This window comes from Streptomyces sp. HUAS CB01 (assembly GCF_030406905.1).
GTDB classification, from domain to species: Bacteria; Actinomycetota; Actinomycetes; order Streptomycetales; family Streptomycetaceae; genus Streptomyces; species Streptomyces chengbuensis.
This window is the reverse complement of the sequence record NZ_CP129137.1, coordinates 259,659-276,517: the sequence shown is the minus strand read 5'-3', so window position 1 is coordinate 276,517 and position 16,859 is coordinate 259,659. Positions and strand designations below refer to the sequence as shown.

Sequence of the window (16,859 nt, the reverse complement as noted above, 5' to 3'; positions counted from 1 at the left end):
TCCTCAGGTCCGAGCCCGGACCCGAGAAATCGCTGAGATTTCGGCGTGCGTTACCTCGGGCCAGCGCTCGGCCACCCAGTCGTCGTTGTAGACGGTTTCCAGATAGCGTTCGCCGAAGTCCGGAGAGAGCGCCACGATGACGCTTCCCTCGGGAATGTCCTTGGATTTTCCGGCAACTGCGGCAAGTACCGTTCCGGAGGATCCTCCGAGCAGTAGTCCGCGCTCTTCGGCGAGCATTCTGCACATCTCCACGGTGGCCGATTCCGACACCAGGACGACCTCGTCGACGAACTTCTCGTCCAGTATTTCCGGGCGTCGGCTGGTGCCCAGACCCGGGATGTGGCGCGGGGTCGCGGGGCCGCCGAACGTCACCGATCCCACCGAATCCACCGCGATGATCCGGGTGTGCGGGCTGTGCTGCCGGAAGAACTCCGCACACCCCATAAGGGTCCCGGTGGTGCCGGCGCCGATGAAGACGTGGTCGACATGGCCGATCTCCTCGACGATGGAGCGGCCGGTGCGCTCCCGGTGCGCCCGGGGACCGGCAGGGTTCGCGTACTGGTTGAGCCAGTAGGTGTCCGGTTCGCGCAGCAGGCGCTCGCCGATGTAGTCGATGCGGGACTGCAGGAAGCCGCCGTTGCCGTCCCGTCGGTCGATCACCACGACCTCGGCCCCCAGCGCCTTCATCAGGCGCACCGACTGGGCGTTGGCATGGGGGTCGGTCACGCAGCTGAGGTGGTATCCCTTCGCCGCACAGACCATGGCGAGGGCCACCCCGAGGTTTCCCGATGTCGATTCGATCAGCCGGGTGCGCGGGAATTCGCGCCCCGATTTCTCGGCCTGGCTCACCAGTGCGATGGCGGTCTTGAGTTTGACCGAGCCCGCTGGATTCAGGCCCTCGATCTTGAGGAAGACGGAGCTTCCTGGTGCTAAATGATCGGCTCGGATGAACACGTCATCCAATACCAGATCATAGACTTCTTCCGCTATCACTGAAATCTACCCCGTTGATTGTGGGCATGCGAACGCGCGATGCGCGCAGAGATGCGCTTGCCCATACGCGTCACCCGCGCTGATCGGGCGCGGGCGTGCAGAAGAGATTGTGTCCCCCGGTGTGCCGTCCAGGTGTCCCCCGAGACCTCGGCTCTCTTGAAGAGTGCCATAGGTCTCCCGCGATTGTCGAGCAATATCTTGAGTAGGATCGCCCAAAAGTCGTGCTGTTAAGAATTTAACATTCCGGATTCTTGGGGTCCGGTTCTGCGGCTTTTCACGTGGTGCCCGTCGGTCACGGCAGTGGCCTGCGAATGAGCGGAATCCACGCTTCGTTGAGCGGAACGACGATGGGACTCGAACGACTTCCTTTCCCGCGTCGGTGAGGGTGACGAGCGGCCGGCGGCGGTTGCCGCGGTCGACCTGACATGCCGCCAGGTTGCGGTGCACGAGGCGGTCCCCCGGCTGGTCGGCGCGGACGAGCCGACCATTGAGGTGGCTGAGAGGACCTTCGGGGGGAGGGGCGCGCGCCGCCGCATCGCCACTGCGACCCGCACCCCGCAGGGGACTGCGACCGGCGCCGCGGCGGTCACCGCCCCCTTCGCGGGAACTCTGCTCGCCGGTCGTCAACACCACCGGTCAGCTCGTCGAACCGAGTTTTGCCGCCGACGCGGACGTGATCCACGCCAAGGTCTGGTCGTGCTGCGAGTTCACCTTCAACTCCGCGGAGCTGTACGCCAACCTCAGCTGCGTCGACCTCGTCACCGCTGTGCCGATCGGCTTCACACTCACCGGCAACGCCACCCGTACAGTGGCCCCGCTGGAGCTGAACGCCGCCGAGCGCATCGCAGAGGCTCTCAGGGCCCAAGCCGCCGAGGACGGGTATCCCCCGTTATGTTTTTCGCGGTCCTGCAATGGGGCTGCTGGCCTCCGGGCCCGGTATGACTGTGTCCCCTCTGTCGAAGGCATGACCTGGGGGGTGGTGTCGCCGGGCCCGGGAGGTGCCGTCGGAGACGCTGATGAGAGACCCGGCCACCGCCCGGCCTGGTGCAATGCCGGGCAGTTCGCGGGCGGCAGGTCTGCATAACGTGGATGCGCGAGCACGGTGCCACCGCCGAGGCCAGCACGATCAACACCTGCGGAAGGGTGCGATGTTAGACACCGAAGGCATAGGCGTCTTCCTCGGGTTGGACGTCGGCAAGACGGCCCACCACGGTCACGGGCTCACGCCGGCCGGGAAGAAGGTCTTCGACAAGCCGATGCCCAACAGCGAGCCGAAGCTGCGGGCCGTCTTCGACAAGCTCAAGGCCAAGTTCGGCACCGTCCTGGTGATCGTGGACCAGCCCGCGTCGATCGGCGCTCTGCCCCTGACCGTCGCCCGAGACGCGGGCTGCGAGGTCGCCTACCTGCCGGGACTGGCGATGCGGCGGATCGCCGATCTCTATCCCGGAGAGGCGAAGACCGACGCGAAGGATGCGGCGGTGATCGCGGACGCGGCCCGGACGATGCCTCACACTCTGCGGTCGCTGGAGCTGACCGACGAGATCACCGCCGAGCTGACCGTCCTGACGGGCTTCGACCAGGACCTCGCCGCGGAAGCCACCCGCACCTCCAATCGGATACGCGGCCTGCTCACCCAGTTCCACCCCAGCCTCGAGCGGGTCCTGGGCCCGCGGCTGGACCACCCCGCCATCACCTGGCTCCTCGAGCGCTACGGATCCCCGGCCGCACTGCGGAAGGCCGGCCGCCGCAGACTCGTCGAGGTGATCCGGCCCAAGGCCCCGCGCATGGCCGCCCGCCTGATCGACGACGTCTTCGACGCCCTCGACGAGCAGACCGTCGTGGTCCCCGGCACAGACACCCTCAACGTGGTCATCCCCTCGCTGGCCCGCTCGCTCGCCGCGGTCCACGACCAGCGCCGGGCCCTGGAAGCCCAGATCGACACCCTGCTGGAGGCCCACCCTCTTCACCAGGTCCTGACCTCGATGCCCGGAGTCGGGGTCAGGACCGCCGCCGTCCTGCTGGTCACCGTCGGCGACGGCACCGGCTTTGCCAGCGCCGCCCACCTCGCCTCCTACGCCGGCCTCGCCCCCACGACCAAGTCGTCGGGGACCTCGATTCATGGTGAGCACGCACCACGGGGCGGAAACCGGCAGCTCAAACGCGCCATGTTCCTCTCCGCGTTCGCCTGCATGAACGCCGACCCGGCCTCCCGCGCTTACTACGACCGGCAACGAGCACGCGGCAAAACCCACACCCAGGCCCTCCTCCGACTTGCCCGCCAACGCATCAGCGTCCTGTTCGCCATGCTCCGCGACGGCACCTTCTACGAATCCAGAACCCCCGACATCACCCTCGCCGCATGACCACCCCAAACAACACCAAACCCGACGCCACGTCCTTGACGAAGGACATAGAGACACCCCCCGGGACCGGCTGGTGATCGGTGACGGAGGCGGGGTCTGCGTGCGATGTCCCCGCAGAAGCTTCCTCCGGCGCGCGGCTCGTTCGACCGCTTCGTACACCAACGCGGTCTGGGAGAAGTGCGTGTCGACCGACCTTCGCGTGGACGCCGGAGGGTTGGGCGTCTTCGCCGGACGCGTACAGAACGGCTCGTTGACGTTCCCCGGCCTGGACAGGTCGTTCGCCAAGCCCGCATCGTCGGACGTCTTCAGCTGTGACTCGGGCTTCCCCTGCGACGACGTCAGCCCCGCGGGCCGGCAGCCGGTCGACGGCAGCGCCGACGATGAGCCGTTCGGTGGACGGACCGGGACCTTCACCGACCCCCGCCGGCGCGCCCACCGCGCTCGAGCAAAGGTCGACAAGCCGGGGCGAGCCGATCCTGGGACCTGCTGCCCGGGTCAGCGGCCGGGGAACCGCTCCGTGATCTCCTGCAGCACCCAGCCGTTGCCGTCCGGGTCGGCGAACGAGGCGAAGGAGGAGTAGGTGTTGCCCTCCGGGTGGCGGCCCGCCAGCCGTTCCTGGCCGGGAAGGTTGTGGGTGACGTCCCCGCGCTCGTGACCGTGGAACAGCACGCCGTTCGCGTCGTGGAAGACGTCGCTGATGTCGATGCCCCGGTCGGCGAGCTCGGCCCGGGCCGCGTTGATGTCGGAGACGATGAGGTACAGGCCCTGTACCGAGCCGGGCTCGGCGGCGGTCATCCCCTCCCCGAACATGATCGAGCACCCGGAGCCGGGCGGGGTGAAGTGCGCGCAGCGGAAGTCGGTGCTGGGACCCGTGTCGAGGTCCAGGCGGAAGCCAAGCTTGTGGTAGAAGGCCTTGGCCCGGTCGGTGTCGGAGACGGGCAGCACGATGACTTCGAGTTTCAGATCCATGAGGGGTGTCCTTGGGTGTGAGCGGTGGAGCTGTCTGTACCGTTTTCGCCCGCTGCTCAAACTGCGGCGGGGGGAACGGCGTAGGGGCAGGCCGTCGTGATCGCTTCGCCTGCGTTGCTGACGCGGAGGGACCCGTCGCGCGCCCGGAGCCCGCGCCCGGCGTCATGCCGTGGAGCGTTGCGGACAGGCCTTTCGGTGTCGGCCGGCACCAGGGTGAAAGGCGCGGTGTCGTCACCGTTTTGAAGGGTGACGCATGCCACTGGTCACCATCTTGACCGGTGACGATAGGTTGTGTGACTGTTCGAAGGAACGACCCGTCAGGGCTGCCCCACTTCCGCTGGGGCGGCGCTGTCGCCTTCCCGACGGACTGGCGCCCAGGCGTTCCGTCGGCCCTCGATCGCCGCGCATGAATGGAGCGACACGTTGCCGAGCACATGGACCAAGAACAAGGTGCGTTACCTGACGGCTGCCACCGGGATGGCTGCCGCAGTCGCTGTCGGCGTCACCGTCGCCCCGATGGCCTCGGCCGACATGTCGACCCGTCACGACCAGGTCTTCGAGCTGGTGGGCAAGCAGACCTCGATCGGAGATCTCGACCTGGGCGCGGCCGGGGTCAGCGTGGGTGACCAGCGCGTCATCCACGAGGACCTCTACCGCGACGGCGAGAAGGTGGGAGATCACAGCGTGGTCTGCACCTACACCCGAGTCGAGCCGGGCGCGCTGCAGTGCCTGGGCACCTTCTCCCTGCCTGAGGGCCAGATCGCCGCACAGGCACTGCTCCATCTGCCCGCCCCCTCCTCCGTCGACGTCGGCATCACCGGTGGATCGGGCGAGTACCGCAACGCCCAGGGCTTCGTTCGTACCGTGCCCGCAGGTGAGACCGAGCGGCACTTCACGGTCCACCTGACCCGGTGAGCCCTGGTCTCCAAGGTGGGGAACGGGTCTGAGCCCGGCGCGTAGAAGCTCCATGGCGCCGCAGCGCCGCTGACGCGCACCGGCATGCGGACATGATCGGGGGGCGTCTCGGCGTGCCCCGCCTGAGCGGTGCGCGCCTGCGGAGCTTCGCTACCGCTGTCGGGCCAGCCAGTCGTCGAACGTGGTCGGCGCGACGCGGGCGCCCTCACCGGGGAGAAGCACGTCTCCGGCCGTCTCGGAGCCGAGCACCGACGACCATGAGGGTACGAGCTTCACCGCATGCCCTCGCACGTCGTTGGTTCGTCGGGCCATGTCCACCAGATCCTGCGGTTCCGGGCCGGCGACATCGCGGTAGCGCCCCCGGGGCGCGCCCGTGGCGATCTCGGCGAGGATGTCGGCCAAGTCCTCCGGTGCGATCGGCTGTACGAGCAGAGGCGGGATCGTGGCGACGCCGTTCTGCTCGGTCCAGCCCACCACCGTCGCGGCGAAGTCGTGGAACTGGGTGGCCCTGACGATCGTCCACGGCACTCCGCCCTCGGCCACGAGACGTTCCTGCTCCCGCTTGCCGGCGTAATGCGCGTTGCCCACGACACGGTCGACCCCCACGATCGAGAGCAGCACGTGGTGACGGACATGGGCACGTTCCTCAGCGGCGAGCAGGTTCTGCGTCGCGGTGCCGAAGTACGCCGTCGCCGCATCCCGGTCCGCCCCCGTGTAACTGGTGGCGTCGACCACGGCCTCGACGCCCGCGAGGGCGGCGTCGAGACCGTCGCCGGTGATCAGGTCCACGCCGAGCGAGCGGCTGATGCGCACGACCTCGTGTCCGCCTCGCTCCAGGGCGCCCACGGTGAGGGCACCGATGTTCCCGGTGGCACCGGCAACGGCGATACGCATGGTCCTCGTCCTCCTCGTGGCCTGAAGACGGCCGCCGAACGTCGGCTGACAACACCTACCGTGACCGCCCTCGGTGCTTTCGGCACCTGGTCGTCTCCGGGCGAAGCATCCCGAGAGCGGAGGCTTGGACCCTCGCGAGCCGGCGGCCGGTTCTGGCGATGAACGGCTCCGGTTGTTCGGCGCCCATGAGGCCCGGCTCCCTGTCCGGTCGGTGGGGGACCGGTCGGCCCGGGAGATTGCAGAGCGACGTCGTGCACCGCTGACTCTCGCTGCGCAGCCCCCGCCACCACACGCTCTGCGGGTCCGTGACCGATCCGGCGAGCAGCAATTCCACCGTATGCCCCTCCGCCCGCCGTCGTACTCGACCGTCAGGCCGGGCCACCGAGGGGCCGGCGACGGCGACGGGCTGCTCCGCCTTTCAGCGGCTGTGGCGTGCCGCTCGGCCGCATCCGCGTCCAGTGCCACCAGTCCTCGCCCGTTCCCGGCCGAGCGATGAAGCCACCTCCGGTGACAGCGGAGCGTGGGGAGTCCTCGTCATGCGATGTAAATCGAACATGTGCTCTAATGTGGTCATGGCGCGACACCTCTTCCCGGATGACCTGCTACGCCTGCAGACCGACTGGATCCGCACATACGAGGGCCTAGCGCAGCAGTCGCCCACGGCAAGCACCACAACGATGCGACGGAGTTTGATCGCGCTGTCCTGCCGGCTTGCCGAGCACCAGTTCTGGGACGGCCCGGGCGGGACCGCGGAACGCGCGTCGCTGCGCCGAGCAGCCCGGCGCCGCCTTCGGACGGGGAGGCGCGGGACGGGTGACCGAGCGGCAGGCCCGCGTACGCCGGCTGGTTCCAGGCGGTCGCCGAGCGGGTCCCCGTCACGGTCAAGGCGCGACGGTTCGGGGGAGCGGCGACGGGACGATCGGCCCGGCCCCGGCCGCTTCTGCCCGACGGCATGGCGGTGCTCTTGAAGTGCGGTCCAGCCAGGGGAGGAGGCTCTCGCCGCCCGAACCCGGTATGTCGTGCCTGCGGCTGTCCGACCTGGCGTCGCGGGACTGCGCCGCCCCCTGTCGGCAACACCCCGTTGCGACGCGCTGTGGGTTCGGCCGGAGAGCGGTGCGTCTCTCCGGCCGAACCCGCAGCGGGTGGATCGTCGTCACTTCCGCGAAGTGACCTTGATGACGATCTTCTTGTCCTTGATCTTGATGACGATCTTGGTCTTCTTCCGTTCTCCTCGGTTGTCGTCCCGATCGTGGTGCTTGTGCTGGTCGAAGGCGTTGGCCTGGGCGGCCGCGGTGCTCACCTGGGGTGCCGGGGCGGCGAATGCGCTGGTGGGGAGGAGGGCACCTCCTGCGGCCAGGGCGGTCGTGGCAGTGATCAGTGCGATGCGCTGCGTGCAGGTGGTGCGAGCCATGAGAAATCTCCTCCAAGGGGGAAGGGGTGCGCTGTCCGCCGCCGTTCGGTCGGACGTTCCGGGATGGGCCAACCGCTCGGTGTGAACCCGTGACTCCATTACGCCTGCGTCCCGGTCCTCCGTCATGCCTCCAACGTTCGGGGCTTGACAACGGGCGGTCGTTGCGTCGCGCCTCGACCTGTCTGCCGCCGACACGTACTCCTGGAACCTGCCGCAGGTGATGCCCGATCACACCGGGGGTGTGCGGCGCTGCTCCATGGCTGCCCGGCTGAGGCTGCAGGGGTGACCCTGGCAGGGGGACGATAGGGCAAGGCAAGGCTGCGGCCGATTGACCTGGGCTGGAGTGGGAGCCGCACGCTACTGCGGGGCCGCAGTGTGGGCGTGAGGAGAGCCGTTATGTGTGCAGCCGAGGCCAGGGGCGATCCGGCAGGGGAGGATCCTGCTTCCACCGCGCCCGGCGGCCTCCTGGACCTGTTGAGCGTGGCTGCCGTGCTCCTCGATGCCGAAGGAAGGATCGATCTGTGGAGCCCGCAGGCCGAGAGGCTGTTCGGTTACAGCGCGGAGGAGGCCTTGGGCGAGTTCGCGGGCCGCCTGCTGGTCCACGAGGAGGACCTGCAGGTCGCGCTGGACCTGTTTGCGCAGGTCATGGAGAGCGGGGAGGGCTGGGCGGGGGTCTTCCCCGCCCGGCAGAAGGGTGGCGGCACCCGGCTGGTGGAGTTCCGCAGCATGCGGCTCATGGACGACCAGGGCGACTACTACGCCCTGGGACTGGCCGCGGACCAGGCCACGCTACGGCAGGTCGAACGGGACCTGGCCCTGGCCGCCCGCCTGGTGTCGCAGTCGCCGATCGGCCTCGGAGTGCTGGACACCGACCTTCGCTACCTGTCGGTGAACCCCGCCGAGGAGCGCATGAACGGCGTGCCCGCCGCCGAGCACAAGGGCCGGCACGTCCACGAGGTACTGCCGTTCCTGGACCCGTCCTTCGAAGCGACGATGCGCCAGGTCCTCGACACCGGCACCCCGGTCCTGGACCAGTACACCGTCGGCCGCACACCGGCGGACCCGGAGAACGAGCACGCCTGGTCGATCTCCTTCCACCGGCTCGAAGCCCCCAACGGCAAGGTGCTGGGAGTGGTGACCTCCAGCGTGGACGTCACCGAACGCCACCGCGCCGTACAGGAACAACGCCGCACCGTGCTCACCCTCCAGCGCAGCCTGCTGCCCCGCTCACCGCAGCCGCGGCCGGGCCTCACGGTCGCGTCCCGGTACCGGCCCGCCCGAGCCGCCATGGAGATCGGCGGCGACTGGTTCGACGTCATCGCCCTCGACGGCGACAAGACCGCCCTCGTCGTCGGTGACGTCATGGGCAGCGGCGTCAGCGCGGCCGCCACCATGGGGCAGCTCCGCACCGCCACCCGCACCCTCGCCACTCTGGACCTCGATCCCGCCCAGGTGCTCCGCCACCTCGACCACATCACCGAGGATCTCGAGCAGGAAACCATCGCCACCTGCCTCTACGCCGTCTACGACCCGAACACGGCCCAGTGCCGCATCTCGCTGGCCGGCCACCTGCCCGCCGCCCTGCTCCGCGCCGACGGGACACGCCGACTGCTCGACCTGCCCACCGGCACACCCCTGGGAGTCGGAACCGGCACCTTTCACGCCGGGACGCTCGACCTGTCCCCAGGCGATCAGCTCGTCATGTACACCGACGGACTCGTCGAAAGACGAGACCAGCCCATCGATGCACGTCTGAACAGACTGCTCGCCCTCCTGGACGACCCCGAACGCTCCCCGCACGACACCTGCGACCTGCTCCTGCGCACCCTGCGCCACCCCAACGACCACGACGACGTCGCCCTGCTCATCGCCCGGGTCCAGCCCTTCGCGCTCCACCGCGACGGCACCCCGGCCGCCTCCCTCCGCGAACCGGAGGCAGGACGCTTCCATGCCTGAGTGGTGCAGCGTGGGAGCGGACCGTGCCCGTGCCGCAGGGTGTTGAGAGCCAAGCGCGGCTGTGGCGGAATCACCGGCAGGTGACCAACGGGGTGTTGTGGTGGTGCGGAGGGGTGCTCCGTCGCGCGACCTGCCGCAACGGCACGGGCCGCGGCGGACGGTCTGTGAGCGGTTCGCTCGCGGGGAGGCCCACGGAACCGGGGCCCGCCTGCTCGAGCGGGCCCGGGTAGCACGACGTCGAGGTCCAGCAGTGGAAAGCGCAGCAGGGGACGCTGCCGTGGTCGTGGGGCAGATCATGCGGGCATCGGGGAGGCCCTGGCTGCCGGATGGCCGGGGAGCCTGCTCAACGCCCACCTGGCAACCAGTCAGGGAGGTGTGAACCGGCGTTCTGAGCGGAGGTGCGAACCAGTAACGCCGGCATTCAGTGGGTCGCACGGTCCGCCGTGCTTGGGAGATGATTCCCGCATGGCGACGAGGAGGCGTGCGCGCGGGTGGGACGCGAGGCTGGGTTGGGCGTACGGGCTGACGGCGGACGACGCGGCGGTACGGTCTGCGGCACTCGGCCGGTTGGTCGAGGCCCGGAAGAACGTCGCGGACGCTGCCGCTCACTGGAACGAGACGTGGCGACGTGGACGGCAGCCGGGGCGTGTGATGGCGAGCAGACGCTACAGCCGGGCAGTGAGGCAGTCCTTCCCGGCCGCATTGGCAGAATCTCCCGTGGGGCAGGGCGTGGTCACGTGGCCCGGACTGCCCTACGCGCTGCTCTATCTGGAGTGGGAGGCGAGGCACCCGCAGGAGTGGACGCGCCATGCGAAGTGCTGGGGCACGAAGCAGCGCCTGATTCGCGGCCTCGCTGTCGTCGGCCACGACGACGCGGTCGTACGGCGGCTCGTCGACCTGATCGAGGTCGTCGTCCGGCGGCCGTATCGCTGCAAGGACCGCGAGTACGTACGCGTTGCACGGGCCATTGACAGTGACGACTTGCGCAACCGCCTTGCCGCGGCCGCCGGTTCGGACAGCCCGAGCGCTCGTCGCCACGCCGGCTACGTCCTGTGGCTCCTCCAGCGCCCCGAGGTGCCCAACACCCGCCGCGTCTGGAGGAGTTGGCTCGAGTCCGGATCCGGATGAGCGCTCGCGCGGAGCGATGGGCCGGGGCACCAGTGGCAGGATCCGGGCCATGGACCGATCTCCGAGCGCGACTCCCGCGCCGACGTCGTGACTGCTGAGCCGCCCCGCCCATGCCCCCCGGCTCACGCGACACCGGGTGCCGGGGTCTGCCCGCCTGCGGCGGATCGCGGAAGCCCCCGAAACCCGATCGGGGCGGTGCTTGTGGGAGGTGGCCGGAGCCGCGCTGCGGAAGACGTGACGCGGCGACGAACTCCCGTGTCATGTCGCCTTGGCCGCCTCTGCCGTCCGCGCTTGGCATCCGGCCCCAGGACGCCGGGCGCTCACTGGTAGCGGCCGTCGAAGCGGGCTCCGGTCTTGAGGTCCGAGAACCGGAGGCCGACCACCTCTCCTTCCTCCACCACCCATTCAAGACGGTAGGAAGCCCGGTAGGAGGGGGGCCAGTAGGAGCAGAAGTCGCCGTTCTCGTCGACGGACCACGTCCCCTCCGTCCGGCGCCCGGTCTCGAAGTAGCGGGTGGACCCGTCGGCGTCGAAGGTCTGCGTCGCGCCGTCGCTGTAGACGAGGGTTCCGGCGGTGACGGCGGCGGGGATGTGCTCCGCCGGCACTCGTGCGCCGTCTCCAGCGGCCACGCCGTCGAAGTGTCTGGTCACTGTGCGGTCCTCCCATCGGGCCCGGCGGACTCTCGCGAGCGGGGCTGGGCTGGACGTGCGGCTCTCCGGGGGAGGCTCCCGGTCGAGGGAAGGCAGGCTTACCCGGGGGAATGCCCGGCCCTGGAGCGGGCGTGGTGAAGATGCGCTGCTTTTTCAGGGTGCCGAAGACGCTCTTTCGTGTCGGTCGGCAATCTTCGTCGTTGCCCGAGCGTCAGTACGGGATGATGCCCTGGAGCCCGCGCTGCACCACCGACTTGCCCCACCTGCGCGCCAATGGGGCCCAGGCGCCTCGGGTCGGGCGCTCCTCAGAGTGCTCATTGCGAGTCCATGCCAGTAATGGTGAATGCTGCGGTCCCCAAAGTCAGAACACCATCAGAAAGCGGTGTGCAGCGCACGCCGCCCTTACCTCTCAGCGCGCGCTGGGCACCGGCTCCGATAGTGGTCTCCATCCAGGCACAAGGTCTCGCCGCGCTGTTGACCGCCAGGAGGACCGGGCCGCTGCCGCTGTCCAGGCTGACCGTCGATCCCACACACGCATCGATGTCCACCCCCTTGAGGAGCACGTTCCGACGCACCTGCCGAAGGTCGACCGCTGCATTGATGTGCAACGGAAGATTCTCCACCGCCATCAGAGTAACGGCGGCGCGGCGGTGCGCCGGATGAGCAAAGTATCGGTCGCCGACGATCCCCAGAGTCCGCCGGACTTCGACACTGTCCACCAGCTCGTTTTCCTGCGCCGGAGCCGGGCCGTCGGCCGGCCGACCTATGTAGCGATGGTTCGGTGACAACAAGAGCTGAATCACTTCAACCATGGTCATGAAGTTCACTGTACGACGGGTCGAAAAGGAGGGCGCGAGCGGAGGGAGAAGGGGAAGGGAGTTGCGCAAGGGAACTGGCGGCCAAGGGATTATGACGTGCCGTGATTTCGCGGTCCGGTTTCCCGCGCCTCCGGCACCTCGGGGCTCTCGTCACTGTGGGATTCGGGATGTCGCTACGGTGACGTGACGGCAGCCATGTGTGACCTCGCGCTCGACCCTCTGCCGCTCCTCTGTCACGCTCTGCATGCGGAGGCCCACCGCAACCGGGCAAGGCCATCCTGCGAGTGCGGGGCCGGGTGATGCCGAGCGTGGTGAGCTGCTCGGGTCTCGCCCATCGGTGCGGGGGCGCGGCCGACCGGCCGGAACGCCGGTCCCGGCATGGCTCGTAACCCGAGCAATGCCGAGAGGGCACGGGTCCGGGTACTGCCGACGGTGCCGTGATGGCCGGCGGGCCGGGGCGGGCGCCCTGCCACCCTCACCGGCAGATCACCGACGCGGTGAGCCATCTCGTCGACCACGGCACACACGGCGGGCAACGCCGTCCGACTTCCGCCGGGCGTATGCCAGTGCCGGAGTTCGGCGACGTGGTCCGGGCCGCGACGATCGATCCCATCAGCCGACGTCTCACCCCGGAGTCCTCCGAACTGGCGCGGCCTCGAACCACAGCGTGCCGAGGGAAGGAAGGACTCCCGACCGTGTCGGCACCCATGGCGACCGAATCCGACTGGTATGAAGCTGGAATGACAGTGAACGAGATCGCACGTCGTGCGAGGCGGCACCCCGAGTGGAGGAGCCCTTCTCGCTCACGGCGCTCGTAGCATGCTTCGGCGCGGCCGCCTCGGCAGGGCCGAGGAGCGCATGAAGTCCATCCGGCACGGAGGTGGCATCAGTGGCGATCCCGCTCGTGGTCGGCGTCGACGGGTCCGAGGCGAGCCTGGAGGCGGTCGACTGGGCCGCCGCTGAGGCGGCGCGGCACGACGTACCGCTCCTCCTCGTTCACGCCGTCGCGCCGGACCACGAGGCGGCCGATCTGATCGCCGTTGCCGCGGAACGGGCCAGGAGGAACGCACCCTCGGCTCGGCTGTCCAGCGAGGTGCTGCACGAGGACCCTGCGGCAGCCCTGCTCGGCAAGGGGCGCAATGCCTTCGCCCTGGTCCTCGGATGCAGGGGCCTCGGGGACCTCGCGGGGCTTCTCCTGGGGTCGGTCAGTCTTGCCGTGTCGGCGCGTGCCGATTGCCCGGTCGTCGTGGTGCGCGGCCGACCAGCGCATCGCGACGTCCGGTTCCGAAGCGTCGTCGTCGGTGTCGAGGACGGCGAAGGAAGTGGCACCGCGGTGGAGTTCGCCTTGCGTGAAGCCCACGTGCGGCGCTGCCGGCTGGTCGCGGTGCACGCCTGGAGCGTCCCGTTCGGGGGCCTCGCCGAGCCGCCGCCCCCGGCCGGATACGGGGTCCAGACGCTGCGCCGCCCGCCGGCGCAGGTGCTCGACGACGCGCTGAGGGGCTCCGCAGAGCGGTACGCGAACGCCTCGGTGAGTCGTCATGTCGTCGAAGGGCCGGCACGTCAGGCGCTTCTGGAGGCCGCGTCCGACGCCGATCTGCTCGTCGTGGGCGCCCGCAGGCGACGTGGGCATCTCGGGCTCCAACTGGGCTTGATCAACCATGCGCTGCTGCATCACGCGCCGTGTCCGATCGCCGTTGTTCCGCAGATGTGACGACTCGCAGAGGGGGACCGGCCTGCCGGGCCTGTGGCGCGCGTGCTGTCGACCCGCCCCGAGACCTCGTGCCGCGCGGACGCTTCGCCGCAATCGTCCAGCTCAGGACGGGATCGGGAGATGTGCTCGGATCCCGTGCCAGGCGGTTCACCGGCCTGTGCCGGACCCCCGGGCGTCGTCGGTCCGGTACGTGAGGTGCGACGAGACCGAGACCACCCCGTCCACACTCGTGCACAGGTGCTCGATGACGGGGATCAGGCTGCGGAACTCGACGGTTCCGTCCAGGGCGACCTGCCCCTCACGGACGCCGACCGACACCTCGGAGGGAGCGAGGCCCAAGGTCTCCTGCAGCACGTCCCGAGTGATCTCCTCACCGATGGCGTCATCGCGGCGGAGGAAGATCCGCAGCAGGTCGCAGCGGCTGACGATGCCCTGGAGCTTGTCCGTCTCGTCCACCACGGGCAGCCGCTTGACGCCATGGGCCTCCATGAGACGGGCCGCCTCGACCACGTTCCACTCCGGGCGCGCGCACACCGCGGGAGCCGACATCAGTTCCTCGGCCCTCACTCCCTCGGCCTTGGCTCGGTCCCAGGCTTCCGGCTGCGGAATCCCCGGCCTTCCGGACGGGTCGGCCTGGTCCGCGGACTTGCGCAGCAGGTCCGCCTCGGACACCACACCCATCGGGCGGTCCTGCTCGTCCACCACCGGCACGGCGGTGACGTCGTTCTCGGCCAGCAACTTGACGATCTCCTTGAACGGCAGATCACGCCGCGCCCGGACGACCTGTCGGGTCATGAGCTCTGCGACCGTTCGGTGGTGCATGACACCTGTCCCTTCGAGGCCCGTGCCGGAGAACGTGATCATGTCGAGCTGTCGGAGCCGGCCCCGTGACGTGGCGCGGCGCGGACCCCCACCGGCGCCCGCCCCGAGAAGGGACTGGTCGGCCCAGGATCAGGGCTTTCCGGCCCGTGCGGCGGCAAGCCGTGCGTGGCACGTTGGGTCACAGCAACATTCTGAGGAAAGGGCGGCGGTCATGCGAGCTCACCTCGGCGACCAACTCGTCATCGAAAGCCCGGCGACCGGCGGTGCCAGGCGCGACGGCGAGATCGTCGGACTCCACCATGCGGATGGAACACCCCCCTACGACGTGCGCTGGTCGGACACGGACGAGGTGACGATGGTGTTCCCCGGGCCCGATGCCCATGTCCATCACCTGGAGCACGCGTCCGCGGCGTCTGCGCCCTCTACGTCGGACGTCGAGGGAGCGGCAGGGACGTCCGGAGGGCCCAGGCCGGACCGGGCGCCCAGTCCTGGCGACATCGGCCGGCGGGTGGCCGCCGAGCGCGAGCGGCAGGGGCTCACCCGGGCCACCGTGGCCGGCCGCGCCGCAATGGCTCCGGAGTACCTCGCGTACCTGGAAGAACGCCCGGCCGACCCCAGTCTGGGCACGCTGACCCGACTGGCCGGCGCGCTGGGAACGAGTGTGGAAGCCCTGCGTGGGGGAGGCATCGATCTGCCGCCTGGGCAAGGCCAGGCCCTCCTGCACCCTGAGCTGCGGGAACTCGGCGCGGAGGAGTGCCGTGCTCTGCTCTCCACCCATGGTGTGGGCCGTATCGCCTTGACGACCCCCGACGGCCCGGCGGTCCTTCCGGTGAACTATGAGGTCGTCGACGACGAGATCGCCTTCCGGACCGCGCCGGGCTCGGCACCCGCGGCGGCTGTGGGGTCCGAGGTGGCCTTCGAGGTCGATCATGTGGACGAGAGCGCCGGCGAGGGCTGGAGCGTTCTCGCCGTCGGCCCGGCGCGGCACGTCACCGAAACCGACGCCGTGCGACAGCTTGCCGACGGTGCTCACACCGAACCGTGGGCGGGTGGTGAGCGGGAGATGTGGGTGTCGATCCGGCCCCAGCGTCTCACCGGTCGTCGTATCGGCCCGGCCTCGCAGTGAGGGGGCGGGCGGCTGCACGGTGACGGTGACCACTGAGCCGTTCCCGATGGGGCAACCACACGGCCCTGACCGTCCTCCAGGGGCGGTGCCACCAGCCGCGGAGGTACGAGAGCCGGCCGCGGGCGTGTCGCGGCGGTGCCCGGGTGGTGCCACGGTAATCACAGGGGGCGCTCGTCGGGGTAGGACAGGAAGGCGGTGGGGAGGATGGATCTCCCACTGGTCGTGGGCGTGGACGGATCGGACGGCAGCCTGCGGGCGGTCGACTGGGCGGTCGACGAAGCGGCACGGCGCGGGCTCCCTGTGCGCCTGGTCTACGCCTCCTTGTGGGAGCGCTACGAGGGCAGGCGGCCGTCCTTCAGCACGGATCGTCCGGCGGAAGAGCTCATGGGGGAGCACATCGTCGCCTCCGCCGCAGAGCGAGCCCGGTTGCGTGACCCGGAGGTGAAGGTGTCCGGCGAGGTGCTGCCCGACGATGCCGCGTCCGTGCTGCTGCGGGAAGGGCACGACGCCTCCGCCCTGGTCACGGGATCCCGAGGGCGCAGCGACCTGGGCGGACTGCTGCTGGGATCGGTCGGCCTCACGGTGGCGGCCCGCGCGATGTGCCCCGTCGTCGTGGTGCGGGGCTCGGAGCGGAACCGGCACGGAGTCAACGGACGGGTGGTGGTCGGCGTCGGCGAATCGGCCGAGGACGTGGGAGCCGTACGGTTCGCCCTCCGCGAGGCCGAGGCTCGTGGCTGTGTTCTGGAGGCAGTGAGGGCATGGCGCTGCCCCGTACACGAGCACGTGGACCACCCTCTCCTCGGGGAGGAAGCCGGCCGCTCGCACGCGGAGCGGGCTTCGGCGATCCTCGACGAAGTGCTGCGCGATCTTGTGCGGGACCAGGTCGAGGTGGAAAGGCGCGTGGTGGAAGGACCGGCCCACAAGGTGCTCCTGAACGCCTCGGCCGGCGCCGACCTCCTGGTCGTCGGCGCCCTGAGACCGCACGGCCACTTCGGTCTGCAGATCGGCAGGGTCGCCCACGCCCTGCTCCATCACTCCGAGTGCCCGGTCGCCGTCGTCCCCGAGCGCACCTGACGTCCCGATGCGCCGACCGGGCTCCCGTA

The 16,859-nt window shown here is 69.6% G+C and carries 17 protein-coding genes; 10 read left to right on the top strand and 7 right to left on the bottom strand.

Going from position 1 to position 16,859, the window contains the following annotated elements:
* Positions 1-3 precede the first annotated feature (3 nt).
* On the bottom strand, positions 4-993 hold the full coding sequence (sbnA, locus tag QRN89_RS01335; protein WP_290347484.1) for a 2,3-diaminopropionate biosynthesis protein SbnA: 990 nt from the start codon (positions 991-993) through the stop codon (positions 4-6).
* A gap of 436 nt (positions 994-1,429) precedes the next feature.
* Between sbnA and QRN89_RS01330 the strand changes: the two genes are divergently transcribed.
* The 3 genes from QRN89_RS01330 to QRN89_RS35535 all read left to right on the top strand — a co-directional run bounded on the left by QRN89_RS01330 (position 1,430) and on the right by QRN89_RS35535 (position 3,936).
* Entirely contained in the window at positions 1,430-2,077 is a 648-nt protein-coding gene (locus QRN89_RS01330; protein WP_435833233.1) for a beta-1,3-glucanase family protein, read from the top strand.
* Positions 2,078-2,141: 64 nt separating this feature from the next.
* On the top strand, positions 2,142-3,356 hold the full coding sequence (locus tag QRN89_RS01325) for an IS110 family RNA-guided transposase (protein WP_290347483.1): 1,215 nt from the start codon (positions 2,142-2,144) through the stop codon (positions 3,354-3,356).
* A 73-nt stretch (positions 3,357-3,429) separates the two neighbouring features.
* Positions 3,430-3,936 carry a beta-1,3-glucanase family protein gene (locus tag QRN89_RS35535; protein WP_356948600.1) on the top strand — a complete coding sequence of 169 codons (507 nt, stop codon included), beginning with the start codon at positions 3,430-3,432 and terminating at the stop codon, positions 3,934-3,936.
* On the opposite strand, the gene QRN89_RS01320 is transcribed toward QRN89_RS35535, so the two are convergent.
* Positions 3,852-4,325 carry a VOC family protein gene (locus tag QRN89_RS01320; RefSeq protein ID WP_290347482.1) on the bottom strand — a complete coding sequence of 158 codons (474 nt, stop codon included), beginning with the start codon at positions 4,323-4,325 and terminating at the stop codon, positions 3,852-3,854. The two genes, QRN89_RS35535 and QRN89_RS01320, sit on opposite strands and share 85 nt — an antisense overlap.
* A 423-nt stretch (positions 4,326-4,748) precedes the next feature.
* Here QRN89_RS01320 and QRN89_RS01315 point away from each other — a divergent pair, with 423 nt between their 5' ends.
* Positions 4,749-5,240: an allene oxide cyclase barrel-like domain-containing protein gene (locus tag QRN89_RS01315; protein ID WP_290347481.1), complete on the top strand. Its 492-nt coding sequence runs from the start codon at positions 4,749-4,751 to the stop codon at positions 5,238-5,240.
* Between the two features lie 150 nt (positions 5,241-5,390).
* Here the strand turns inward: QRN89_RS01315 and QRN89_RS01310 are convergent, their stop codons facing one another.
* A complete protein-coding gene (locus QRN89_RS01310; RefSeq protein ID WP_290347480.1) occupies positions 5,391-6,134 on the bottom strand; it encodes an SDR family oxidoreductase in 744 nt (247 codons plus the stop codon).
* Between the two features lie 536 nt (positions 6,135-6,670).
* Between QRN89_RS01310 and QRN89_RS35940 the strand changes: the two genes are divergently transcribed.
* Positions 6,671-7,102, top strand: a complete 432-nt coding sequence (locus tag QRN89_RS35940; protein WP_494478356.1) for a DUF8825 domain-containing protein — start codon at positions 6,671-6,673, stop codon at positions 7,100-7,102.
* A 185-nt stretch (positions 7,103-7,287) separates the two neighbouring features.
* Here QRN89_RS35940 and QRN89_RS01305 read toward each other — a convergent pair whose 3' ends face one another.
* Positions 7,288-7,545, bottom strand: a complete 258-nt coding sequence (locus QRN89_RS01305; protein WP_290347479.1) for a hypothetical protein — start codon at positions 7,543-7,545, stop codon at positions 7,288-7,290.
* Positions 7,546-7,941: 396 nt separating this feature from the next.
* Between QRN89_RS01305 and QRN89_RS01300 the strand changes: the two genes are divergently transcribed.
* Both QRN89_RS01300 and QRN89_RS01290 read left to right on the top strand, forming a co-directional pair.
* The gene (locus QRN89_RS01300) at positions 7,942-9,501 is read left to right on the top strand and encodes a SpoIIE family protein phosphatase (RefSeq protein WP_290347478.1); all 1,560 of its coding nucleotides are present in this window, start codon (positions 7,942-7,944) and stop codon (positions 9,499-9,501) included.
* A gap of 729 nt (positions 9,502-10,230) precedes the next feature.
* Positions 10,231-10,629 carry a hypothetical protein gene (locus QRN89_RS01290; protein WP_290347477.1) on the top strand — a complete coding sequence of 133 codons (399 nt, stop codon included), beginning with the start codon at positions 10,231-10,233 and terminating at the stop codon, positions 10,627-10,629.
* A gap of 320 nt (positions 10,630-10,949) precedes the next feature.
* Here the strand turns inward: QRN89_RS01290 and QRN89_RS01285 are convergent, their stop codons facing one another.
* Both QRN89_RS01285 and QRN89_RS01280 read right to left on the bottom strand, forming a co-directional pair.
* Complete coding sequence (locus tag QRN89_RS01285) at positions 10,950-11,258, bottom strand: hypothetical protein (RefSeq protein WP_290347476.1); 309 nt, start codon at positions 11,256-11,258, stop codon at positions 10,950-10,952.
* Positions 11,259-11,593: 335 nt separating this feature from the next.
* Positions 11,594-12,097 (bottom strand): molybdenum cofactor biosysynthesis protein, encoded by a 504-nt coding sequence (locus tag QRN89_RS01280; RefSeq protein WP_290347475.1) that lies wholly within the window; start codon positions 12,095-12,097, stop codon positions 11,594-11,596.
* An 889-nt stretch (positions 12,098-12,986) separates the two neighbouring features.
* On the opposite strand from QRN89_RS01280, the gene QRN89_RS01275 reads away from it, so the two are divergent.
* Complete coding sequence (locus QRN89_RS01275; RefSeq protein ID WP_290347474.1) at positions 12,987-13,808, top strand: universal stress protein; 822 nt, start codon at positions 12,987-12,989, stop codon at positions 13,806-13,808.
* Between the two features lie 147 nt (positions 13,809-13,955).
* On the opposite strand, the gene QRN89_RS01270 is transcribed toward QRN89_RS01275, so the two are convergent.
* Positions 13,956-14,630: a CBS domain-containing protein gene (locus QRN89_RS01270; RefSeq protein WP_290347473.1), complete on the bottom strand. Its 675-nt coding sequence runs from the start codon at positions 14,628-14,630 to the stop codon at positions 13,956-13,958.
* 211 nt (positions 14,631-14,841) lie between these two features.
* Between QRN89_RS01270 and QRN89_RS01265 the strand changes: the two genes are divergently transcribed.
* Together QRN89_RS01265 and QRN89_RS01260 are read left to right on the top strand one after the other, a co-directional pair.
* Positions 14,842-15,756, top strand: a complete 915-nt coding sequence (locus QRN89_RS01265) for a pyridoxamine 5'-phosphate oxidase family protein (RefSeq protein WP_290347472.1) — start codon at positions 14,842-14,844, stop codon at positions 15,754-15,756.
* A 204-nt stretch (positions 15,757-15,960) separates the two neighbouring features.
* Positions 15,961-16,830: a universal stress protein gene (locus tag QRN89_RS01260; protein WP_290347471.1), complete on the top strand. Its 870-nt coding sequence runs from the start codon at positions 15,961-15,963 to the stop codon at positions 16,828-16,830.
* Positions 16,831-16,859 lie beyond the last annotated feature (29 nt).